16 protein-coding genes are annotated in these 24,843 nt (G+C 44.2%); 10 read left to right on the top strand and 6 right to left on the bottom strand.

Features of this window, described 5'->3' with window-relative positions:
* The first annotated feature begins 621 nt into the window (after positions 1-621).
* From CIK96_RS05295 to CIK96_RS05280, 4 genes are read left to right on the top strand one after another with little or no spacing between them, the layout of a single operon-like run.
* Positions 622-993 (top strand): helix-turn-helix transcriptional regulator, encoded by a 372-nt coding sequence (locus tag CIK96_RS05295; protein ID WP_094439994.1) that lies wholly within the window; start codon positions 622-624, stop codon positions 991-993.
* 27 nt (positions 994-1,020) lie between these two features.
* A complete protein-coding gene (locus CIK96_RS05290) occupies positions 1,021-2,859 on the top strand; it encodes an McrB family protein (protein ID WP_254047081.1) in 1,839 nt (612 codons plus the stop codon).
* Positions 2,859-4,193 (top strand): hypothetical protein, encoded by a 1,335-nt coding sequence (locus CIK96_RS05285; protein WP_094439993.1) that lies wholly within the window; start codon positions 2,859-2,861, stop codon positions 4,191-4,193. The genes CIK96_RS05290 and CIK96_RS05285 overlap by 1 nt, the downstream gene beginning before the upstream one ends.
* A 21-nt stretch (positions 4,194-4,214) precedes the next feature.
* Positions 4,215-4,682, top strand: a complete 468-nt coding sequence (locus CIK96_RS05280; RefSeq protein ID WP_094439992.1) for an abortive infection system antitoxin AbiGi family protein — start codon at positions 4,215-4,217, stop codon at positions 4,680-4,682.
* A 442-nt stretch (positions 4,683-5,124) separates the two neighbouring features.
* Here CIK96_RS05280 and CIK96_RS05270 read toward each other — a convergent pair whose 3' ends face one another.
* Genes CIK96_RS05270 through CIK96_RS05260 form a run of 3 tightly spaced genes read right to left on the bottom strand, consistent with a single transcriptional unit; the run spans position 5,125 to position 9,844 of the window.
* Positions 5,125-6,567 (bottom strand): glycoside hydrolase family 57 protein, encoded by a 1,443-nt coding sequence (locus CIK96_RS05270; protein ID WP_094439990.1) that lies wholly within the window; start codon positions 6,565-6,567, stop codon positions 5,125-5,127.
* Positions 6,568-6,606: 39 nt separating this feature from the next.
* Positions 6,607-7,875: a glycosyltransferase family 4 protein gene (locus CIK96_RS05265; RefSeq protein WP_094390134.1), complete on the bottom strand. Its 1,269-nt coding sequence runs from the start codon at positions 7,873-7,875 to the stop codon at positions 6,607-6,609.
* Positions 7,876-7,894: 19 nt separating this feature from the next.
* Complete coding sequence (locus CIK96_RS05260) at positions 7,895-9,844, bottom strand: glycogen debranching enzyme N-terminal domain-containing protein (protein WP_094390133.1); 1,950 nt, start codon at positions 9,842-9,844, stop codon at positions 7,895-7,897.
* 270 nt (positions 9,845-10,114) lie between these two features.
* Here CIK96_RS05260 and CIK96_RS05255 point away from each other — a divergent pair, with 270 nt between their 5' ends.
* On the top strand, positions 10,115-10,822 hold the full coding sequence (locus CIK96_RS05255) for a Crp/Fnr family transcriptional regulator (protein WP_371592443.1): 708 nt from the start codon (positions 10,115-10,117) through the stop codon (positions 10,820-10,822).
* A 37-nt stretch (positions 10,823-10,859) separates the two neighbouring features.
* Here the strand turns inward: CIK96_RS05255 and CIK96_RS05250 are convergent, their stop codons facing one another.
* From CIK96_RS05250 to gap, 3 genes are all read right to left on the bottom strand, one after another.
* A complete protein-coding gene (locus CIK96_RS05250; protein ID WP_094390132.1) occupies positions 10,860-11,786 on the bottom strand; it encodes a diacylglycerol kinase family protein in 927 nt (308 codons plus the stop codon).
* A 44-nt stretch (positions 11,787-11,830) separates the two neighbouring features.
* Positions 11,831-12,754: a tRNA (adenosine(37)-N6)-dimethylallyltransferase MiaA gene (gene miaA / locus CIK96_RS05245; RefSeq protein WP_094440013.1), complete on the bottom strand. Its 924-nt coding sequence runs from the start codon at positions 12,752-12,754 to the stop codon at positions 11,831-11,833.
* A gap of 129 nt (positions 12,755-12,883) precedes the next feature.
* Positions 12,884-13,912: a type I glyceraldehyde-3-phosphate dehydrogenase gene (gene gap / locus CIK96_RS05240; protein ID WP_094390131.1), complete on the bottom strand. Its 1,029-nt coding sequence runs from the start codon at positions 13,910-13,912 to the stop codon at positions 12,884-12,886.
* 271 nt (positions 13,913-14,183) lie between these two features.
* On the opposite strand from gap, the gene mscL reads away from it, so the two are divergent.
* The 5 genes from mscL (at position 14,184) to CIK96_RS05215 (ending at position 24,835) form a co-directional block, all read left to right on the top strand.
* Positions 14,184-14,567 carry a large-conductance mechanosensitive channel protein MscL gene (gene mscL, locus CIK96_RS05235; RefSeq protein WP_094390130.1) on the top strand — a complete coding sequence of 128 codons (384 nt, stop codon included), beginning with the start codon at positions 14,184-14,186 and terminating at the stop codon, positions 14,565-14,567.
* An 80-nt stretch (positions 14,568-14,647) separates the two neighbouring features.
* Complete coding sequence (locus CIK96_RS05230; RefSeq protein WP_094440012.1) at positions 14,648-16,324, top strand: SulP family inorganic anion transporter; 1,677 nt, start codon at positions 14,648-14,650, stop codon at positions 16,322-16,324.
* Positions 16,325-16,423: 99 nt separating this feature from the next.
* The gene (locus CIK96_RS05225; protein ID WP_094439989.1) at positions 16,424-17,767 is read left to right on the top strand and encodes a D-alanyl-D-alanine carboxypeptidase; all 1,344 of its coding nucleotides are present in this window, start codon (positions 16,424-16,426) and stop codon (positions 17,765-17,767) included.
* A gap of 1,561 nt (positions 17,768-19,328) precedes the next feature.
* Positions 19,329-22,673, top strand: coding sequence for a TonB-dependent receptor (locus tag CIK96_RS05220; RefSeq protein ID WP_094436484.1), 3,345 nt, complete (start codon positions 19,329-19,331; stop codon positions 22,671-22,673).
* 29 nt (positions 22,674-22,702) lie between these two features.
* The gene (locus tag CIK96_RS05215) at positions 22,703-24,835 is read left to right on the top strand and encodes a RagB/SusD family nutrient uptake outer membrane protein (RefSeq protein ID WP_094439988.1); all 2,133 of its coding nucleotides are present in this window, start codon (positions 22,703-22,705) and stop codon (positions 24,833-24,835) included.
* Positions 24,836-24,843 lie beyond the last annotated feature (8 nt).

The raw sequence follows: 24,843 nt of genomic DNA, 5'->3' as shown, positions 1-24,843 counted from the left end.
AAAGGTGTGTGGTCGTGTGGTCGAAATTTTCTTGAAAACTAAAATAACTGTACGCGAAAGTAGAGTTTGCCATCTATCCATGACTTTATAACATGATAGCTGATGGCTACTGGGTGTTCGATGGGTGTTCGAATACCCCAGTATTTGAGCTTCTAACACCGTTGCAACATGCAGTTATACTGTGAGTTGCAGAGATATGGTGTTCGGTGTTCGAAAATTTATTGAAAACTATAATTCTCACCAGGGGCAACATGTTGCAGTTCTGCTCCTTCATACAATGTAAATGTACCTTCGGGGAGATAAATGTGGACTTGTGCATCAGATTTCGTTAGAGGCCTGCCGACTGCACCGCAAGGACTGCACAAGAACAGAAAACTGCATATCAATCCGGCAGCCAACTACTGCTCAACCGACGACAAACCGAGCGCAATCAAACTTGTTTGAATTGCCGGGGTGCGAAGGAGGAAACCGAAAGGTAACTTTCCGTGCCTATATCCATACCGCCTTCCGTAACCGAAAAATAAAGACTATTTAATTTATGATGATTATATTTGCGAATAACAAACAAACTTATTACCTTTGTATTCAAAATAACAATAATACAAATATTTGTATAAGCAGATGGAACAGAACGATGAAATAAAAGCAAAATCTGAAATAAATCTTCGCAAATTGATGCAGAAGATGGGGATGGGCACAAATGCCTTCGCAACAGCTTGTGGAGTATCACCGCAGGCAATGGCACAATATTTACGTCCTGGAAAGTCAATTACCACGGCAACAATTTATCGAATAGCAAATGCTCTCGATATAGACCCGCGTGACATGTTCTTTCCAACAAATGAGAATGAGAACAATTCATATAGTTTGAATTCTTCAGATGATGAGCAAGTAGAAAATGCTATGCAAGGATCGCAACCTGTAAATACTACTGCTTTCTGTCCTCATTGTGGAGCAAAGGTGAGAGTAGGAGTTGTACTCATGACTGAGTAAAATGGTTGTATAACAATCAAATAAAATATGGAATTACAAAATATTATCAACAAGATTGATATTTGGCAAGAGTGGCATGATAATTATTGCTACTATGTTCCAAAATTCATTGAGAGTGCAAAGACTTGTGAAAGTTGGCAAGATTGGGACAAGGATTTGTTTCATGAGTTTTTTGAACGAGGAGGTGACCAATGTGTATCTTCCTTAAAACAAGGTTATTTTACAAAAGAAGAACAGGTTAGAATAAAGGAAGATTGGAAAGAATTGGCTCCGATGTTGAAAAGTATAGCCGAAAGTCAAGATGAACCATTATGGGATATCTACAATAAGATAAAATCGTTTCTTAGAGAACGAACCAGTCAGGATAGAAGAGCTGCGACCAACCGTCTGATAGCTTCATTACAGCCAAACTTGCTATGTACAATAGTACAAGAGAGTTGTTTAAAGGAAACCTTTAATCGCATGCGAGATGCAGGGTTAAAAGATGTTCCAGAATTTGAATCTTATAGTTGGTTCAAAAGCAGTTATCTTCTTTTGGCTTACTTCAAAGACAAATTAAAAAGCTATTCCGCCTATGACATTTGTACTTACCCATGGCAAGTACGTGAATATCTTATAAACTTATCAAAAAAACAAATACATTGTATGGAAAATATCCAATCATACATAAATCTTCTTAAGGCGAATAAAAACCTTGTTCTTACCGGTGCCCCAGGTACTGGTAAGACATTCCTTGCAAAAGAAATAGCTAAGGCTATGAATGCTGAAGTAGAGTTTGTTCAGTTCCATCCTTCTTATGACTATACCGATTTTGTGGAAGGATTAAGACCTATTGATGACGGAAAAGGACAGATTAATTTTGAACGCAAAGATGGAATATTGAAAAAGTTCTGTAAAAAGGCAACATCCTCTATATCAGATCTTACACTTAAAAGTTGGAATAAGTTGATAAAACATCTGGCTCAAGCAAATAATTCATGTGAATATAAGTTACCATCTAATCTGTTAACTTATAAATTAAGTCTGATTGAAGGCGAAAATAACCGCATTCTTATAGGAGAAGTAATGACAGTTAGTGGAGTTTTACAAATTCTGCCTATGGGAAATATCGGATATGAAGAAGTTTTAAATTCGTACTATTGTTGGTTGGAATGTGGCAAGGTAAGCGATAACCCATTTGAATATTCGGATTCAGATAATATAGGTTGTAAAAATGTCGTATTAGAAATCTTAGCGAAATATTATAATCTTCCATTAAACAATGTTGTAGGAAATCCTTTTGTTTTCATCATTGATGAAATAAACCGTGGCGAACTCTCAAAAATATTTGGCGAACTTTTTTATGCTATCGACCCAGGTTACAGGGGAATGAAAGGTAAGGTGAAGACACAATATCAAAATCTCGTTGACGAAGACGATGAATTTGCTGATGGTTTTTATGTACCAGAGAATGTATATATTCTTGCAACAATGAACGACATTGACCGAAGTGTGGAAAGTATGGACTTTGCCTTACGCAGACGTTTCGCATGGAAGGAGATAAAGCCAGAAGACCGTCTGGAAATGCTTTCAGAAAAGCTCGACCATGATACTTATGATAAGGCTATCAGAGTTATGAATGCGTTGAATGAAGAGATTTCCAAAACTCGTGGTCTTGGCTCCGCTTACCAAATAGGACCTGCTTATTTCTTGAAATTGGATAAAGAACACTATAATGGCGATTTTACCGCATTATGGGATATGCATATTGAAATTCTTCTCAAAGAATATCTTCGTGGTTATAGCAATGCAGATGCAAAGGTAGAAGGATTTAAAAACGTTTATTTTAATTCGCTGAACGGAAAAACTGTAGATGTTGCTGGCTAATGATAACAATTCAAGACAATAACTATCAAGGAAAGGTCTGCTCTCTTCATGATACAACAGACCTACTTTCTATTGGCAACAAGCCCATCAGAAAACTATGTTATGATAATGAGCATCTGCTTGTTTTTCCATTAAGCATAGATGATACTGATGACAGAATTGGCGATAGCACGATTGTTGACATCTATACAGAAGATGAAAACTTTGTCAGAATCAAGTCAGGAAATATAATGGGGTTTGTAGGACGCAAGAACCAGCAAATGAAGATATATTCACGTTTCGACAATCAGGAACACGATTACTTTCTTCACTATATGCTGCAGAAAGTCTTTTCATACAACATCTTTAATTTGGATTTTACATCATCAGAAGATAATGTTTTCGAATTCCTTGTGTACATGTTCCCAGCTATGTTGAAAAAAACTATGCGTCAAGGTATATACAAAGAATACAGAAGATTCAGACAAAACGACGCAAACGTCCGTGGCACGATAGACATAAGTCGTCATATTAGGGAGAATATTCCTTTTCGAGGAACTGTTGCATACAACACAAGAGAATTCAGTTTTGACAATTCGGTAACAGAACTTATTCGTCATACAATAGAATACATAAAGACAATACCTTCTGGTGATATAATCTTATCGTCTGACAAGACTGTTGAAGACTGCATTAAGAAGATAGTTTCATATACTCATTCTTACAATCATACAGAAAGAATAAAGATTATACAGGACAACCTACGTCCTCGCATTCATCCTTTTTATAAGGAATACACAGTTTTACAAAAACTATGTGTTCAGATTCTTCGCCATGAAGAAATAAAGTATGGAATTGACGATGACAGGATTTACGGAATCTTATTTGATGGGGCATGGTTGTGGGAAGAATATCTAAACACTCTCTTGTGTGAAAAAGGATTTATACATCCCGAAAATAAGTTAGGAACAGGAGCTATCTATCTCTTTGAACATGGAGGACAAAGATTCCCAGATTTTTGGAAACAAGATATTGTCCTGGATGCAAAATACAAAAAACTTGCCATAAATGGCACTCGTCTTGATATTGAACGCGATGATGTCCATCAGATTATGGCATATATGTACAGATTAAAAGCACAAAGAGGTGGTGTTATCTGTCCTTTGACGGGAAATGAAAATAAAATCATTTCTGAAAGAATGCACAAAGATAGTTACAAGGGAGTAATGGCTATTTATGCATTGGCTATTCCGAAAGATTGTAATACATACGCGGATTTTGTAAAGCAAATGGCAAAGAGCGAGAATTCATTTTTGCATAAAATATTACAAGAGGGAAAAAGTGAAATAAATTGAATTAAAAATAACATATAACATATGGACAACCCCAAATCAAAAACACTATTTCATTTTACAAAGAGTGAAGATGCATTCTACTCTATACTTGAAAATGGATTAAAATTCACATATAACGAGGAACGATATAATGATGTTTTTCATTATGCACTTCCTATGATCTGCTTCTGTGATATGCCTCTCACAATGATTGACGAACACACTATAAAATACGGATCTTTTGGAATAGGATTTAATAAAAATAAGATGATAAACAATTATTGGAAACTTCTAAATCCTGTGAATTACATATTCTCCAAAAATCTTTTAGATGGGGCAGAGTCTTTCTTGGAAATTGCGAAAAAGAGATTCAACGAAGAAGATGAAAAGTCAAAGAAGTTATATGAATTGGCAATAAATCAGTTGGCTTTCATGAAACCATATGCAGACCAGAATAATAAGCAAGTTTTATATAATGAATGTGAATGGCGATTAATAGTCCCAGATTGATGTCATATAAAAGATTTTAAGCCTATAAACTGGTTTTGGACTGAAGAAGAATATCAAAAATTCAAGGAAACACATAAATATCCAATGGCTACCCATCTGCCGATATTCAAATTTACGCCAGAAGAAGTTCGATTTATATTGGTTGACAAGAGTATAAGTAGCTGTGTTATTATTGACAAGATTCTTAATATGAAAACTTTTGGTGGCAATAAAATAAAAAAAGACCAAAGGTACGAACTTTTAACAAAGGTGGTATTTCTTGATGAAATAAAAGACAACTACTAAATTGACTATCTCTCTAACCCCCTGGAAGTATGAGTCCCATTTTTTAGTTATGCAACAAGCCAAACTCGTTGCACATCACGATATGGATGTACAACGAGTTTGACTTTTTATGAGTTAGAATACACCAATTATGTGGGAAATATAATTCCTCACGCTATTACTTCTTTGATGTAGTCTTTGTGGCTGCCTTTTTAGCGGTAGCGGTTTTTGCTGCGGAAGTCTTCTTTGCAGTAGTCTTAGCAGCCGGCTTTTTAGCTGGTGCCTTTTTGGCTGCAGGCTTAGCAGCAGGCTTTTCGCTACCATCTTCATACTTTGCAAGCAGTGTGTGCAAGCGTGCAATCTCCTTGTCTTTATATACGATTTCATCACCCTGATTGCGAATGGTGGTCAACAAAGCATTCAATTCCTCATTGTCGATTTCGGCAGGATAGAGTGCATTGACGCGGTTGATGAAGTCGCCAAGTATATTCATGTAGTTGGTGAAAGCATCAAATGGTCCGCTATAGAAACCACGGTCCAGTCCAACGTTGGATGGTTTGGTGGTCATGAAACGGAAGTTGTTGCTTGCCTGGAGGTAGTCCCAGTCCTGATTGATGCCTGGATCGTCGGCAATGCGCAGACGGTCTGCCACGCTATAGAGCTTATTGAAGGCTTCGCGCTGCAAAGCGTTGCCAAGCCATGAGCTTACATCGCGCTCTTCATCTACCCATGAGAGCGTATCGGGTACATCGAGTGCACCAACACTCTTCACCTTCATGCAGATTTCTGTAGGTGTAGAGAAGGTGATGCCTTTGTCTTTCGCACAGGCGGGCAATGCCTTGATGAACTCCAGAATGTTGCTTGACAGTGGTTGTGCGATGCCAAGTGCCGAGAGTTCCATGAAGATATTGATGATTTGTTCCTCTTCTGGGAAACGAGCAATGCGGTCTATATATGAATCGGCAAAGAGCGGATATCCTTCCCAGTCAGAATTGTTGAAACGCAGTGAAATATCGTCAGAGAGTTCCACGTCGCGCAGCAGCAATTTGAGGTTGGGGGCCATGGCGCAATGATATACGTAGTGTGGCGATTTCCATCCGAGCACGTGCTTAGCACCTTCGGTGAGCATACCTTTGAATCCCATAGCAGCAGCCTGTGCGCCGATATCGTCGCTGTAGATGAGTGATGAATTGCGCAATACGGTTGGGCGTTTGCCGAAGTATTCTTCAATTTTCTGGCACTGCTTCTTGACGTCGAGGGCAAATGTCTCTTCGTTGGCAAGTGATGACAATCCGTGTGAATAAGGCTCAGCGAGAAACTCTACACATCCTGTGTTGTTCAGTTCCTGTAGTTTCTCCAATACCTGTGGGGCGTGCATTTCCAATTGCTCCATGCCGACTCCAGAGAGGGAGAATGCCACTTTAAACATCTGTCCGTTGTCGCGAATCATCTCGCCAATGGCATTGAGGGCGGGCATGTAACTGCGCTCTGCAATGTCGCAGATGGTACGCTCGTTCTCGTAGTCATCATAATAATAGTGGTCGGTACCGATATCAAAGAAACGGTAACGTTTCAGATGTGTGATCTGATGTATTTCAAAATATAAACAAATGGTTTTCATAATCTATTCATTGTTTGTTGTTGTGTTATTGATAAGTAACTATTCCCAGCCTAAAGTGCGGAGGTAGAGGGTGCGGATCCATGCGCCAACCTTCTCCCAAGTGATTTGGTCAACTTCCTTCTTGCCTTCCTCTTTGAGGTAGTTGAAGAGTGAATCGTTGGCACAGATGCTATAGATGGCATCTGCCAGAGCGTGGATGTCCCAGTAATCAACTTTGATACAGTTGTCGAGAATCTCTGCACAGCCCGACTGCTTACTGATGATAGTCGGAGTGCCACACTGCATGGCTTCGAGTGGCGATATGCCAAACGGCTCGGAAACAGAAGGCATGACATATACGTCGGAGTCTTTCAGACACTCATAAACCTGTTTACCGCGCATGAAACCAGGGAAGTGGAAACGGTCGGCGATGCCGCGTTCGGCAGCCAATTGAATCATGGCATCCATCATGTCGCCAGATCCTGCCATACAGAAGCGCACGTTGCGGGTGCGTTGAATGACCATGTTGGCAGCTTCAACGAAGTATTCCGGACCCTTTTGCATGGTGATACGTCCCAAGAAGGTTACCACCTTGTCGCGACCAGTATGGTCGGGACGTGGGATGGCATCGTATTCTTGTGGCAGAGGATATACGGCATTGTGCACCGTGAAGCACTTGCGTGGATCCTGATGATACTGGTTGATGACAGTCTGACGAGTCAGTTCTGATACACACATGATGCAGTCTGCCTGATCCATACCGTTCTTTTCGATAGAATAGACGGTGGGGTTCACTTTTCCGCGTGATCGGTCAAAGTCAGTGGCATGTACGTGAATGCACAAAGGTTTACCGCTCACTTGCTTGGCATGTATGCCGGCAGGATAAGTCAGCCAGTCGTGTGCATGTATGATATCGTAATCGAGTGTGCGTGCCACTACACCGGCAATAATCGAGTAGTTATTGATTTCCTCGTGCAGATTGCCGGGATAGCCTCCTGCAAACTCCATTGCACCGAGGTCGTTGACGTGCATATAGTTGAAGTCGGCATACAGATGGTCACGGAAACGATAGTAGAGATCGGGATCCATGATATTGCCTACACGCTGGCTTACATAGTCGCGATTGACGTCGCGCCATGCAATAGGCACAGCATTCATAGCTACAATGTTGCATGCCGAGCGGTCTTCATCGCCGAAAGGTTTTGGCAAACATAGTGTGATGTCCATATCGCCCTGAGCATGCAAGCCCTGCGATATGCCATAGTTGGCAGTGGCGAGTCCACCATACACGTGAGGAGGATACTCCCATCCAAACATTAATACTTTCATAGTTCTGTCCTCCTGTTAGTTACTTTTGGTATGTGTATTTCTCCAACAACTTGAGTGTGCGCAGAATTTCAGCCACATTCATGGCAAAAGCCATAGCGCCACGTCCACTGAAAGGTGGGTTGCCGTCGAAGAGTTCGCTGATGGTGCCGACGGCATGATAGTTCATTTCGTCTTCATAGCTTACCATCTGTCGCTCAATGAAACTGAGACGGCTACGCTTGTAGATTTTCAAACAGGCTTCCATATAGAATCCTTCAAGCCATGGCCATGCTGTGCCCTGGTGGTAAGCATAGTCGCGTTGTGCCTGTGGACCAACATACATGGGGTTGTATCCACCGCTTTTGGGCGATAGCGAGCGCAGTCCCTTTGGAGTGAGCAGTTCGCGAGTGCATATGTCGAGCACATTCTTCTTCTGATTCTGGTCAAGCGGAGAGTAGTCGAAAGCTACAGGGAAGATCATATTCGGGCGTACGCTCCAGTCCATCATATTGCCATCAACATAGTCGAGCAGATAGCCATATTCGTTGAGGAATGTGTCAACGAATGATTTTTTGCAGCGTTCTGCCAATTCTTCGAGCTGTTCGGCAAATTTAGCATCGCCAAATTCGGCTTCGAGTGAAGCGCAGAAGCGGAGCGCGTTGTACCACAGCGCGTTGAACTCAACAATATATCCAGAGCGTGGCACTACTGGGCGACCGTTGGCGGTAGAGTTCATCCAGGTGATAGCCTTGTCACGTCCGTTGGCGAACAGCAGTCCGTTGTCATCAAGGTGCATATTCTCATGACCGTCTTCCATCACATATTTTACAATGTCATGTACCAGTTTGCCATACATCTTATAGCCTTGTTCGCGGCCGGCATCCTTGGCATACTGCTGGATGGTCCATACACACCATAGGGGGACATCGGGATGTTCTATCTCGTAGAGCTTCACTGTCAGTGGTTTGCCCTCCATATATTCGCGAAGTCCTTTTTCTGATGTCTTCATCACCAACTCAAAGTAGTCGCGTTCGCCTATGGCAAGGGTGAGTCCCGGCAGTGCTATAAATGTATCGCGTGCACGTGCCTTAAACCAAGGATAACCTGCCAGCAGGTAACGGTCATCATTGGGCTGGCGATTGCGGAACTGATGGGCTGATGCCACGAGGCAATGGTAGAAGTTGTCGCGAGGTTGGCGGATAGCTATTTCCTTTTCAAAAAGACTCTTCAGTTTGCTGGTCTTAATGGCCGATGTAGATGCAGAGAACACAATGCTCTCGCCTTTCTTGATGGGTAACTCAAAATAGCCAGGCACGTAGAGGTCTTCGTTGGAAGCGTAACCGCGCTCCTGTTCCTTCGGATATTCTACACCGCGATACCAGTCGGGCTTGAAGATAAACTCGTTTTTCTTATCAAACTGCATGTAAAGGTCGGGGTATCCGGCATACATACAGGTGCTGATGCCATTCTCCACCTCTTGATAAGCTCTGCTTGCAACAGAGTTCTCGTGAGTAAACTGGCGTACCGAGCGGAACGCAAGGAATGGGCGGAAACGCAAAGTAGTGGCACTGTGGGCATCAACAAGCGTATAGCGGATGAGGATGCGGTCTTCGTAACACTGAAAAATAGTTTCGCGCTTCAGAATCACACCGCCTACACGGTAGATCATGGTAGGCACTACATCACAAGTAAATTCGCGGATGTACTTGTGACCGTTGGGGCTGTAATTGTTTCCCTGATACTTGTGGAGTCCGAGATTGAACTCAGCACCGTGCTGGATTACCGTACAGTCGAATGAAGAGAGCAACACATGGTTCTCATCGTCAAGTTCTGGTACGGGAACAACGAGCAGACCGTGGTATTTGCGCGTATTGCAGTCGGCAATAGTCGAACTGCTATAGGCACCCGAACGGTTAGTTCGCAGCAATTCACGGTGCAGTGACTCCTGCAGGTTTGTCATTACTGCTTTTTCAAATCGTAAATAACTCATAGTTCCTATTTAGGTTTTGTTAGTTTTATATGTTATATAGGCGTCCATCATATATGCGATGGAGTTTTATTTCTCCAAAGTTACTGAATTTAGTTGTCTCTACAAAATAAAAGATAGTTTTTTTTGCAAATTCATAGAATTTTAACCCATATCATCGGTAAAAGTACCTATTAGTATTCGTTTTTCTTTATATTCTTTTTGTTTTTTCCATGATTTCAATTAACTTTGCATGCAAAGGACAATGTTTCGATCACGATAAACAACACTAACATGATTATAGAGGGAAAAAATATAGATGACCCTGTTATAGCCAAAGTCCTCACGGATCTTTGGGCACCACTTACTGATGAACAACGTCAGTATCTCATAGATCATATCACGTTGAAGGACTACAAGCGAAACGAAATGATCTATACCGAAGGTGAGAATCCAACGTCTTTGTTTTGTCTCATCAAAGGAAAAGTGAAGATATTCAAAGAGGGAATTGGTGGACGTCATCAGATAGTTCGCATGGTGAAACCGCATAGTTATTTCGGTTATCGTGCTGGATTTATGGATGAAGCCTATACCACATCGGCATCAGCTATCGAAGCTTCGAAACTTGGTCTTATTCCTATATCCGTTGTCAAATTTCTTATTACGGAAAATAATCAGTTGGCGATATGTTTTATCAAACATCTGGCCAATCTCTTAGGACGTGCCGATGAACAGACTGTCAACTTGACACAAAAGCATATACGTGGCAGATTGGCAGAAGCACTATTGCGCCTAAAGGAAAAATACGGTACAGAGAGCGACGGGAAAACCCTCAATATCCGGGTGAGTCGAGAAGATCTTGCCAGTATGTCAAGTATGGCAACATGTAATGCCATCCGTACTTTGTCTGCTTTTGCTGAGGAGGAATTGGTGATTCTTGATGGTCGCCGTATTGCCATCAATGATGAGGAAAAGCTGAAAAGCATTTCGGTTTGTGGATAAGATGCGTCTTTTCCTTTGACTTATAATAGATAGAAGTTTAATCTGGAATAAGGAAACGTATCACTTCCTGCTCTACATTGATGCGATAGGAACCTACAGGAGTTCCCATCGGACGTCCGTCAACAGATACCAAGGCTTTACCACCATCTTCTATAACGATTTCTTGTGTGCGATAGGGGTGCACCATGCGATGGTTGAGCAGACGACCTGTCAGCATCATCCATAGTCCGTGGAATATCTGTACTATTTTGGCTTGATATACCAGCGATACATCCAAAAGTCCATTGTAAGGCACAGCGTTAGGTGTCAATCCGTAACCAGGGCCACTACCTATACATAGCGTCATCACTCGGCGTTGTATGGTTTCGGCATTGATTTTGATGCTCATCTTATAATCCATGCGGTGGAAGATGAGTAATATGGCGGACAGAATAATAGAAAGAAAGCGAGAACCCAATATGGCGCGCGTTTGCTGACGCAGGTTCATCACGTCTGCCACCATGCCGATATTGATGCAGTTGAGGAAATAGCGATGGCATTGTTCGCCTTTCTTATTGGTGTAGCGCACGCAACCAAGGTCGATGGGGCGTACACGATACTTTTTCAGCCAACTGATAGTCTGGTCAAGATTGCCTTCACGAAAGTTCCAATAGCGTGCAAAATCGTTCATCAAACCGTTGGGAATGAGTCCCAAGGCAATGGTGTCGCGCATTTGTTTCTCTACTTTCATCAGACAGTTTACCGCATCATTGAGTGCCGAGTCACCACCGGCAATGATAATAGTCTTGTAGCCGTTGTGAATCAACATATTTATCAAGCGTTCTACGCTGCCTGCAGTCTCGCTTTGCACAAAGTCGTAATCCACACCATGCTCATTGAGTGCACGCTGAATACGTTCGCGCTGCTTGCCCGAACGGTGCTTGGGGCAATATAGGATGCCCCACTTCTTATCATCTACTGCCACCTTATATATTTCTTTTAATGTTGAATACTGATAATTGGTTGTGATTATTCCGATTTGGAAATGCGCAGAATCTCCTCCACTTTTTTATCCATTGGTAGGAGAGCGTCAATCCAATGTATGGTAAATCCGCGACGTTCCATGCCTCGAAACCATGTCATCTGTCGCTTGGCAAACTGGTGAATGGCTATCTCCAACCGTTTGAACATCTCTTCGTAACTGAGTTTACCTATAAGATATTCAGTCACAAACTTGTATTCCAGTCCGTAATAAATCAGGTCTTCTGCAGGGATTCCCCTGTCAAGTAGGGCTTTCACCTCATCAGTCATGCCTTCTTCAAGACGCGATTTGAGTCTTTCGGTGATCTTGTTGCGTCGTGCTTCGCGGTCGATATCTACTCCGATGATAAGTGAATGGACGGGCGGCACCTGTCGCAGTTCTGTCGGTGTGTGGAGATTGTAGGTCTCTATTTCTATAGCACGTATGGCACGTTGTGCAGAATCAACATCGGTCGTGTTGTGCATGACAGAGCCGTTTTGTGCTTTCAATTCTTGAAGCATAGCCGTAAGTTGTTCCAGCGACTTGCCTTCAAGGTCTTTGCGCAGTTGCTCGTTTTGTGGAACGGGTGATAGGGAATATCCTTTCAATACAGCTTCGATATAAAGTCCAGTGCCACCACATAGGATGGGCATCTTGCCTCTGTTCTTGATATCGTTGTATGCCTGTTGGAAATCCTGCTGATATTGGAAAAGGTTATATTTCGTGCCAGGTTCGCAGATGTCTATCAAGTGATAAGGCACTGCCGTACCATTAACCACATAGTCCTTCAAGTCTTTTCCGGTTCCGATGTCCATGTGTTTATAAACCTGTCGGCTATCTGCACTGATGATTTCACAGTTTCTCAAGCTTACTGCCAAATGGGCGGCAAGGTCGGTCTTTCCCGATGCAGTAGGACCAAGAATGGTTATCATATCGAATGGCATAAGCGGTTAGAAGTGTATTGAAGGATAGCTATAATTTTGTCAAATTAGAAAAATAGCCGCCCAAGGCACATGCCAAGGGCGGCTTTATCAATGTTGCCTTTTTGGGGACAATGCTAATTAGCAGTTCTCTGAGAAGTACTTGATAGTACGAACCATCTGAGAGGTGTAGCTGTTCTCGTTGTCGTACCAAGAAACAACCTGTACCTGATAGGTGTCGTCGTCGATCTTGCTAACCATGGTCTGGGTAGCGTCGAAGAGAGAACCGAACTTCATACCGATGATATCGCTTGATACAATCTGATCCTCGTTGTAACCGAAGCTCTCAGTCTGAGCAGCCTTCATAGCAGCGTTGATGCCCTCAACGGTAACGTCCTTACCCTTAACAACAGCAACCAAGATAGTGGTTGAACCAGTAGGAGTTGGAACGCGCTGAGCAGAACCAATCAGTTTGCCGTTCAGCTCTGGGATAACGAGACCGATAGCCTTAGCAGCACCAGTTGAGTTAGGAACGATGTTCTGAGCACCTGCACGTGAACGACGGAGGTCGCCCTTGCGCTGAGGACCGTCAAGAATCATCTGGTCGCCAGTGTAAGCGTGGATGGTTGACATGATACCGCTGGCGATAGGAGCGTACTTGTTCAGAGCAGCAGCCATAGGAGCCAAGCAGTTAGTGGTGCAAGAAGCAGCGCTGATAACGTTGTCGTCCTTGGTCAGAGTGGTGTGGTTTACATTGTAAACGATAGTGGGAAGGTCGTTACCTGCAGGAGCAGAGATAACGCACTTGCGGGCACCAGCCTTGATGTGTGCAGAAGCTTTCTCCTTTGAAGTGTAGAAACCTGTGCACTCGAGAACTACGTCAACACCCAGCTCACCCCAAGGAAGCTCAGCTGCGTTTGGTTTAGCGTAGATGGTGATTTTCTTACCGTCAACAACGATGTAGTCTTCACCAGCCTCTACGGTGTGTTTGCCTTCGCCGTACTTTCCAGCGAAACCACCCTGAGCAGTGTCATACTTCAGAAGGTGAGCCAACATTTTAGGACTTGTCAGGTCGTTGATGGCAACAACCTCGTAACCATCTGCTTCAAACATCTGACGGAAAGCCAGACGACCAATACGGCCAAAACCGTTAATTGCTACTTTTGTCATTTTCTTAAAATATTTAAAAGGTTTGTTATAATTTGTCCCATTAATATTGAAAAATGTGGCACAAAAGTCACTTTTTCCTGTTTTCGGGCACAAAGTTACAAAAAAATATCTAATTTTGCAGAAGAAATGGAAGTTAATTCTTTTAATAAAGTTAAAAGATGAGACTTTAACACAATTACAGGTGACAAAAGTGTGGTGTTTGCCACTTGGAGTTTGCAGAATGAATAATTAAATCACTCGTGTAACATATAATTAAAAAAAGGAAACAGTTATGAGTTTTATTAGTGAATTCAAAGAGTTTGCCATGAAGGGGAACGTGTTGGACATGGCTGTCGGCGTTATCATCGGCGGTGCATTCGGAAAGATCGTTTCAAGTCTGGTTGACAATGTGTTGATGCCTATCATTGGTGTGCTCACTGGTGGTGTTGATTTCTCTGCACTGTCGATTAAGGTTGTTGATGCTGAGGTGAAGTATGGCATGTTTGTACAGAATGTCATTGACTTCTTGATTATTGCTTTCTGTATCTTCCTGATGCTTAAAGGTATCAATAAGTTCAACCGCAAAAAGGCAGAGCCCGAACAGCCTGCAGCTCCTGCTGGTCCTACTCAGGAAGAACTTCTTGCTGAGATACGTGATTTGCTCAAAAACAAGTAACTTTAAGTATCACTTATTTATTAATAAGGTGACACCCGTCACGGCGTCACCTTATTATTTTTGTTTTCAGTATAATAATGATAAAAACATTGGATTTTAAGCCGAAGTTCTTTTCGGCTATTGCACATTACGACAAAAAGACGTTTGTCGCCGACGTTATGGCGGGACTAATAGTTGGTATAGTAGCTTTGCCATTGGCGATTGCTTTTGGTATAGCCAGTGGTGTCTCACCAGAGAAGGGTATCATCACTGCCATTGTTGCCGGACTGTTCTGCTCGCTTTTCGGTGGTAGCAAGGTTCAGATTGGCGGTCCTACAGGTGCTTTCATCATCATCGTCTATGGCATCATTCAGCAATATGGTATGCAGGGTCTGACCATTGCCACACTGATGGCAGGTGTGTTTCTGATACTTCTCGGTGTATTGCGATTGGGAACCATCATCAAATATATACCTTATCCTATTGTTGTGGGCTTCACCAGTGGTATCGCCGTTACCATTTTCACCACTCAGGTAAAGGATTTGTTAGGTATGCAGATGACTACTGTACCTGCCGACTTCATGGAAAAATGGGTGGCATATATTAATAATATAGCGAATATCGACCTTTGGAGCACCGTGATGGGTGTGGCAAGTGTCATTATCATCGCACTCACACCGCGTGTGAGCAAGAAGGTGCCGGGTTCATTGGTGGCAATTATTATCATCACTGTGGCAACCTTGTTGCTCAAACAGTATGCCGGTGTGACCACCATAGAAACTATTGGCGACCGCTTTAGCATCCATTCCGAACTGCCCGAAGCCACGTTGCCCGCCCTTTCATGGGAAACCATTAAGGGATTGGTAGGTCCGGCAGTGACAATCGCTGTGTTGGGAGCCATCGAATCGTTGCTGTCTGCTACAGTGGCAGATGGTGTGATAGGTGATCATCATAACTCCAATACCGAATTGATAGGTCAGGGATTGGCTAATATTGCATCGCCACTCTTTGGCGGTATTCCCGCTACTGGTGCCATTGCACGCACGATGACCAACATCAACAACGGTGGACGTACCCCCGTAGCCGGTATTGTACATGCCGTAGTGTTGTTGCTCATCTTCCTTTTCCTCATGCCCTTGGCACAATACATTCCGATGGCTTGTTTGGCAGGAGTATTGGTGGTGGTATCCTATAATATGAGTGGTTGGCGTTCCTTCCTTGCTATGTTGCGCAATCCGAAGAGCGATGTTACCGTATTGTTGCTCACATTCTTCCTTACCATCATATTCGATCTTACCGTTGCTATTGAATTTGGCCTTATCTGTGCATGTCTGCTCTTTATGAAACGTGTATCAGAAGCTACCGATGTGACAGCTATCTACGATGAAATCGACCTCAACGAGGATGCAGACATGGAGCGTGGCGACCTTATCCACCTGACTATTCCTGAAGGAGTGGAGGTGTATGAGATTAACGGTCCCTACTTCTTCGGTGCAGGTAACCGCTTCGAGGATATCATGTCGAGCTATAACGACCGACCCAAAGTGCGCATCATCCGCATGCGTAAGGTGCCGTTTATCGACTCTACCGGTCTTCACAACTTGGAGAACATGTGTTTGATGAGCCAGAAGGAAGGTATCACTGTCGTGTTGTCGGGCGTCAATCCCAAGGTTGAAGCCGTGTTGCGCCGCAACAATTTTGAGAAATTGTTGGGCAAGGAGAATATCTGCAGCCATATCGACTTGGCACTTACTCGTGCCAACGAGATTATTTCTTGAACACCAGAATTATATTGAAATGAATGAACGATTCCCCTTTACCCCTGTGGGGTGGGGGAATCATAGCTAAAGACCGCACTTAAGTGGGGCTTATACAAGATGGAAAAAAAACGTAGAAGACGCATTCGCAAAGGAAGGGTAGCATTGTTGTTGCTCTTCCTTGCTGCGGTTATCACAGTCATTTATTATATCATAGTAGCGCTTGTTGCATTCTTTAGTTGGTTAAGTGCAGACGAGCCAGTACAGGAAGAGAAGCCTACGCTGCATGTGACACCAGAGATGCTTGCATGTGACGAAAGGATGCAACACCGTTTGGACAGTCTGATGCACAAACCGTTGCGACTAGACACCAACAAGATTGCCGTCTCTGTTTTTGACGCCACCACCCAACGCTATGTCTATAGATATCATGATACGGAAAGCTTTATACCTGCCTCATGTATGAAGATTTCCACCGCTATTGCTGCGCTCAAGACTTTAGGCATGAACCACCAATATCGTGAACACATCCTCGCCATGGGAGAGATGAAGCGTGACACCCTTGTGGGTAATCTCCTTCTGATGGCCGATGATGACCCACTCATGGAGAGTTTTGATCCACTCATCAAGAAGATGCAGAGTAGGGGAATCCGTCATGTTCGTGGCAATGTGTATATCACTTTGGCACGAGAAGATACGCTGCGTCCGCATCCTACGGCGAAAGCATGGGATATACCTTACAACCGGACTCCACTTCTTCTCCGTGGCAAGCGCTATGTGGATCGCACCTTCCGAGCCTCTATGCGTATGAATGGAGTGACCGTACGCAATGATAAAACGGTCAATGCAAGACGTTCAAAGGGTCGTTTCGGTGGTGGCAAGTATCATTATGTTGCCACCTCATCCCATCTGCTTCGCGATGTCATCACTCCCATGCTCATCCATAGCAGCAATATTAAGGCAGATGCTGTGTTCTATCATCTTGACTGGAAGCAGGGATTGATGCCCAACCGTCGTATGAATTGGGATGCAAAACATTATGCCGAAACTTTCTGGAGAGAGAAAACACAAGTGCTCGATAGTGTTTCAACGCGTCTTGTCTTTCACGACGGTTCAGGACTGTCGCCCGAAAATCGTCTGTCAGCCTCTGTTCTTGTTGATATGCTGCGCTATGCTTATGGTGACAAGCAGTTGAAGGATTTCTTTATTGATGAGGCTTTGGCATCCACTGTAGGTGGCGAGCGACGCGGTTCGCTTCTTACCCGTATGAGCCATCCCGACTACAAAGGTCGTTTATTTTGTAAAACAGGCACTATGACCACCTATGGTGCATCGTCACTTTGCGGTTATCTTCTTGCTGCTGATGACCATTGGTACATTTTCTCCATCATCAATGTTGACTCTCCAGTAGCCGAGTCTCGCCTCTTCCAAGATCGTATTTGTAAGATGATGATGAAAGAATAATTCATTTTGCTACAACACAATTCTCGGATGGCAAACATAAAATATAGTTTTAAGAAAATTTCGACCACACGACCACAGATGAGTGTATCATGTTGTCGGTCAGTGCTTTATACTGTGGTCGAAACTGAAGTGTCGACCATCAATCGACCACCAAATTGCGTTATTTGGCTTAACGAAAATGCTTATCATAAACTGATCGATATTTAGGAGAAAGTGTTTTGTCAAGGTATTACCCAACGTTTGGCAAAAGTGTTACCCAACGTTTGGCAAAAGTGTTACCCAACGTTTGGCAAAAGTGTTGCCCAACGTTTGGCAAAAGTGTTGCCCAACGTGTGGCAAAAGTGTTGCCCAACGTTTGGTAAAATTGTTTTCAACGTTTGATAAAGGTATTATCCAACGTTTGATAAGAGTATTATCCAACGTTTGATGAAAGTGTTATCTAATATTTGATAAAGGTGTTATCCAATATTTGATAAAGGTGTTATCAAGGCTTGTCAAAGTGCTGATAAACGATAGTATTTTATAAGGAAAATAGGATCACGCTTTACTTTTGTCCTTACAGGACGTAGGCTAAATAAAATCATACACCCCAGGGTGTTACCCTGGGCTATGAAGATTTTGCCCCATTCGGGGCGTTAGTAACCCAGCGACTAAAGACGGGCTAATCCCCAACAACTAAAGACGGGCTAATACCCAACAACTAAAGATGTGTTAATAACCAAACAAGCAAAGGCGGGCTGAAAGCCCAATGGTTTCCTTAGCCCAGGGCATCGCCCTGCGGATATGAATGCACATAATCAACCACGTCCTGAAAGGACAAAAGTAACTCAGCTCTGCTCTTTTGCCGAAAACAATAGTAATTCCACATTGAAAAGCATCATTCTTTAGGCTGATTCGTGTACATCACATCGTTGCACTGGTGGTCGAAGTGTGGTCGAAAATCCCGATTTTTAGGAATCGACCACACCTGTAAGATGTTGAAGGATAGCGTGATGCGGATATCTGTGGTCGTGTGGTCGAAATTTTCTTGAAAACTAAAATAACTGTAGGATGGTGCCATATTGGTGTTCGGTGTTAACAATTTAAGAGATTCTCGTGTGCGCGTGTGCGTGCGTATACATTATAATATATATAAAGAACACGAATGATCCTTTTTGTAATACCTCCTATAAAACTACTTCAAGCACAGCCTGTACCTGCAACAATTAGCGAAAACGTTTACGTGTAATAATGCGATGAATATTTATCAGCAACGAAAAGAAAGTAGTATCTTTGCATCATCAAACTACTGACAATTATATACACATCAACAGCATCTATGGGAAAATCCTTTTGCCCTCAAATCCCATCAAGTCTCTGGAGCGAAACTCATCGCTCCAGAGTGCTGATGGGGGACCAATACGGAAACCGACTTCCACCCAATATCATTGGAAGCAACAATTCCAATGTAAACGTTTACGTGGAACATTTCACCTTTTTTAGGTGGGTTTTAATAAATTTTAAGTAACTTTGCAAACAAACAACATCAAAAATATTACTAATTTTCAAAACTACTAATTTTATGTCTGTTTATTTTAAGAGTATTTCACGCACGGTACTTGTTCTGTGTATGCTCTTGATCGTCGGTAATGCTTATGCACAGACCGTCGCTAAGGGTACAGTCACAGACTCCAATGGCGAAGCCGTTATTGGTGCAACCGTAGTAGAAAAGGGAAATCCTAAGAATGCAGCCGTAACTGACTTCGACGGTAACTTCACCATCAAGGTGCCTGCCTCGAAGAAGCTGGTCATCTCATACATCGGTATGGTGACTCAGGAAGTTGCAGCAGGTAGCAATCTGAAAATCGTCCTCCAGGACGACAACGCCGCCCTTGATGAGGTGGTCGTTGTGGGTTACACCAGTAAAGCACGTAAAGACCTGACCGGTTCGGTCGGTTCGGTAAGCGGTGCGAAACTGGCAGTGGTTCCTGTATCATCAGCAGCCGAAGCCCTTCAGGGTAAGATTGCCGGTGTGCAGATTACAACAGTCGATGGTCAGCCAGGTGCCGACATCAACATCCGCGTTCGTGGAGCCACGTCTGTAACTCAGAGCAACCAGCCACTGTTCATCGTCGATGGTTTCCAGGTTGACAACATCAATGATATTCCTCCCACGGATATCGCTTCAATCGACGTGTTGAAAGATGCTTCTCTGACCGCTATCTATGGTGCGAAGGGTGGTAACGGTGTTGTTGTAGTTACTACTAAATCTGCTAAGACAGGTAAGGTTCAGGTGTCGTTCAACGGACGTCTCAGCGTATCTTCATTGGCACGCTCTATGAGCCAGATGAACACCTTCGAATTTGTTGACTATCAGTATGACCGTGCTGCTGCTAACGGCAACCGCTCTTCATGGGCTAAGCCTTTCCGTGGCAACTTCGGTAACCCTAAGGACATTTCTCTCTATCGCAACGAGGCTACCCGCGACTGGCAGGATGAGGTTTTGGGCAACCACCCCGTCAACTACTCCAGCAACGTGACCATCGGTGGTGGTAACGAGACTACACGTTTCAACCTCTCACTGACTCAGTCAGAAGATAAGGGTATTATCCTCGGTTCAGGCGTACGTCGTACCAACATCAACCTCAAGCTCAATACCAAGATTACCAAGAACCTTGAGTTCACCTACAATCCTAAGATCAGCTATCGTCGTGACGAAGGTGCAGGTGGTGACAACATCGGTTCAGGTGGTCTCATCGACGTATTGCGCTACCGTCCTACAGCAGGTCTGCGTGAGTGGGGTTCATACGAAGAGATGGAAAATGAGGCTGATGCCAGCAACTTCCGTCTGACAAACCCTGTCAACGATATCCAAACCAACACCCAGAAGAAGCATGGTTACACCATCACCAACCAGTTTGCACTGAAGTGGTCTCCCATCAAGGGTCTCGTTCTGCGCAGTGAGGGTAACTACACACTCGGATTCAGCGATACTGAACGTTTCTATGGCTGGCAGACCGGTATGGCAAAAGCTGCCATCAACAACAATAAGCCTGTTGCCATGCTCTACAAGAGAAACTCTGAGTCATACACTTGGACCAATACCGCTTCTTACGACTTGACTCTCCAGGATAAGCACAACTTGTCGTTCCTCTTGGGTCAGGAGATCTATCACTCACAGTATAAGGCAAACCAGCAGGCTGCCCACCTCTTCGATCAAAACATCGATGCAGAAACAGCCCTCAACAATATGGCACTCGGTCAGCCCTATGCTGAACAGACCTACACCAAGCGTTCTACTGCCAACCGCACAGCATCGTTCTTCGGTCAGGTTTCATACAACTACCAGCACAAATATCTGATCTCAGGTACCTTCCGTGCTGACGGTTCTACCAAGTTTGCTCCCGGCAACCAGTGGGGCTACTTCCCCTCTATCTCTGGTGCATGGGTGATCAATAAGGAGAAATTCCTGAAAGATGTGAAATGGATTGATCAGTTGAAACTCCGCGCTGCCTTCGGTCTCGCCGGTAACAACAATATCGCTGACGACCTCTGGCGCTATCTCTACACCACCAATGCTACTGGCGGTCCCGCTTTCGGTGAGGCTACTGTAGGTGGTGAACTCTACTATGGTGCTCCAGGTAACTATCCTAACAAGGACATCAAGTGGGAAACTACGATCACCCGCAACCTTGCTATGGACATCTCACTCTTCGGTGGACGTCTGAGCATCACTCCTGAAATCTATTGGAATACCACACGTGACCTGCTCTACAATTCTACTATTCCTGGCGTATCAGGATACCAGAAGCAGATGCAGAACATCGGTAAGGTAGCCAACAACGGTTGGGAACTCACCGTCAACGGCGACATCGTACGTGGTAAAGACTATGTGGTAAGCGGTAACTTCACTCTCGGTCACAACAAGATGACCATCAAGAAGCTGAATGCTTCTGACGGTAACACTCCGCTTTATAATACTGCTGGTAAATGGAAGTCATCTATCGAAAATGACTACGTGATGCAGGTAGGTGGTGAACTCGGTCTGTTCTACGGTTTCGTATATGACGGACTCTACAACTGGGATGAATTTACCTATCCTGAAACAGCCTCTTACGAGGCCACTCCTAACAACAAAGCTACACTCAACGGCATGCTCATCGGCGGTACTGTTACCGACGGTTACGAGAATAACACCGGTAACGGTATCTTCAGCTCATCTAACTCAGGTTACTCTACTCTGCCCGGTAAGATCAAGCTGAAAGACCTCAATGGTGACGGTCAGATCGACCAGAAGGATATGACCGTAATCGGTAACACCAACCCCAAATGGCAAGGTGGTTTCGGTTTGTCAGGTCAGTGGAAGAGCTTCGACTTCACAGCCAACTTCACTTACATGCTCGACTTTGATGTATATAATGCCACAGCATTCGCTATGTCATCATCATCATCAAGCCAGTACAACTTCTTCAACGTAGATTCTAAGTTTGCTGACAAGCGTTGGCGTTATACCGCCCCAGAGGGATTTGTTAACAACGATGGTCACAACATCACCGGTGAGACACTCTACAAAAACGTCTATATCAACGGTGCACTGGGACTCTACAAGAATCTGAATGCTAATGCAAGCCTGTGGAACCCTGCAGACGTAGTCAACAACGTGATGTTCTCATACTTCGTAGAAGATGGTTCATTCCTCCGTTGCACCGACGTTACCGTAGGTTACACCCTGCCGAACCTCATCACCAAGAAGTTTGGTATCGAGAAAGTCCGTGCTTACGTTTCTGCTTCAAACCTCTTCATCCTCACCAGCTACTCTGGTTACGACCCCGAGGTTGACGTGCAGTCTGGTCTGACTCCTTCTATGGACTACAACCGCTACCCACGTTCACGCACCTTCTCTTTCGGTCTCAACGTAACATTCTAAAGATACAAACCTAAGAAACTGAAATCAATATGAAACTCAATAAGATATTTATCAGTGGAATGGCCATGTTGTCGCTGACAGCATGCGACGATTTCCTTGCTGTAGATCCAGACTCAACATCAGCAAACACTGAGTTCATCTACAACAACGAAGGCGAGATTTCTACTGCACTGAATGGTGTTTATGCACAGATTCTCTCTGGAAACACCTTCGGTAATAATCTGTACAAGGATTTCCAGCTGAACAGCGATGTTGACTTCTCTACCAACACCAGCGAAACTGCATCGGGCAACAAACCCGCACGTTTCGATACGCGTTCGGATGCCGGCAACATCAACAGCCTCTGGAATGCACTTTACAAAGGCGTAGAAACTGCCAACGAATTCATCTTCAACCTGAAGAACAGCAAGCTCTATGAAGAGAAGATGAAAACTGAAATTGCCGATGGCGAAGATAATGGCGGTGTGGTAACCGAGGAAGTACCCAACGTGACCAAACTGACCCAGATGATGGGTGAAGCCAAGGTTATGCGTGCAATGTTCTATCACGAACTGCTCTCCTACTGGGGCGATATCCCCTTCACCTTCAAGGCTACCTATGAGACCAACAATCTCTATCCTGAAGTAACAGACCGTCAGGTTGTCAGCGATTCGCTGATTGCCGACCTCCGTCACGCTGCAGAATGGATGCAGTCTGACAAGGACGCAACCCTCGACGCTCCCGAGCGCATCTCGAAGGAAGCTGCCTATGCCATGATTGCACGTCTCGCCTTGCAGGCTGGTGGTTACTCATTGAACCACGATGCCAACGACGTGAATGGTTACAAGATGACTCGTCCTTCTAACTATAAGGAATACTATCAGATTGCACGCGACTATGCCAAGAAGGTTATTGATGCCGGCGGTCACTCACTCAACAAGAGCTTCCGCGATGTATTCGTTGACGAGTGCAACCACATTGCAACTAAGGGTGACGATGCAATCTTCGAAATTCCCTTCGGTAAGGACTACTCTGGTGCTTGGGGTTATGCTCAAGGTCCAAAGAGCGAAGTTGACGCTAACAACGAAACCGACTTTTCTAACCAAGCATGGGGTTCTACAAGCGGTAACGTTCGCACCACTCGTTTCTATCGCCACATGTTCAAAGAGGGTGACGCCCGTCGCGACTATGTTTGCGGTACATGGGGTTACTCAAACCAGGGTCTGCCCGCTATCAACTTCAGCTACACCATGTATAACAACAAGTGGTCTAAGCTGTGGAACACTGTAGGTCTCGGTAAGGCTTCTACCGGAAACACCGGTATCAACTTTGCCTACATCCGCTATGCTGACGTGTTGCTGATGTTTGCTGAGGCTGACAACGAAGTGAACGGAGCTCCTACACAGGAAGCTATCGACGCTGTAAACCAGGTTCGCCGTCGTGCATACAATGGTGTTAACTATGAACTGACCTCTGCTCAGACTGCTACCAAGGAAGACTTCCTCAAGGCTGTGCTCGACGAGCGTAAGTTTGAGTTTGCTGGTGAGAACATGCGTTGGAAGGATCTTGTCCGCAACAACCTCTACTCAGAGCAGATTTTCTACACCTTCTTGGCTTACTACGGTGTAGCAGAAGACCAGTCAACAGGTTCACCTTACATTGATATGATCAGCGAGCACGATGGTATTGACTATGCCAATATCTCGGCTATGACCAACATCTATTATGTATATGTGAAGAATACTGGCGACGCCAACTTCCCCAACAGCAACCTCTACATGCTGTACATCGTCAATCCTTGGACGCCAGACGTACAGCCCAGCAGCAAACCTGAAGACTATTTCGCAAACCTCGGTCTGCCTTACGAGCCTGTTTCGGCAAGAGCTATCACGGGTCAGACATCATCAGCCAATGATGTGGCTTGGGGTAACAGCGAAAACATCTGGTCGAAAGAAGGTGTGCTCAAGAACGAAGTACTCTACTCCCTCTTCGGTTACATCCGTGGCGATGAGGATGGAAGCATCAAGATTGTGAACAACGGTGCTGTGGTCAACTTCGATATTGATACCCAGAATCCTGAGGCTACCGTACAGCAGTTGCCCGCAGTACGCTACTTGCTCCCTTATCCACAGGAAGCCATTGCTCGCTCTGACGGACGCTACAAGAACTATTACGGTTTCTAAGCAGTAAT

Source organism: Prevotella sp. P4-98 (genome assembly GCF_002251405.1).
GTDB lineage: Bacteria > Bacteroidota > Bacteroidia > Bacteroidales > Bacteroidaceae > Prevotella.
This window is presented reverse-complemented; position numbering and strand designations above follow the sequence as displayed.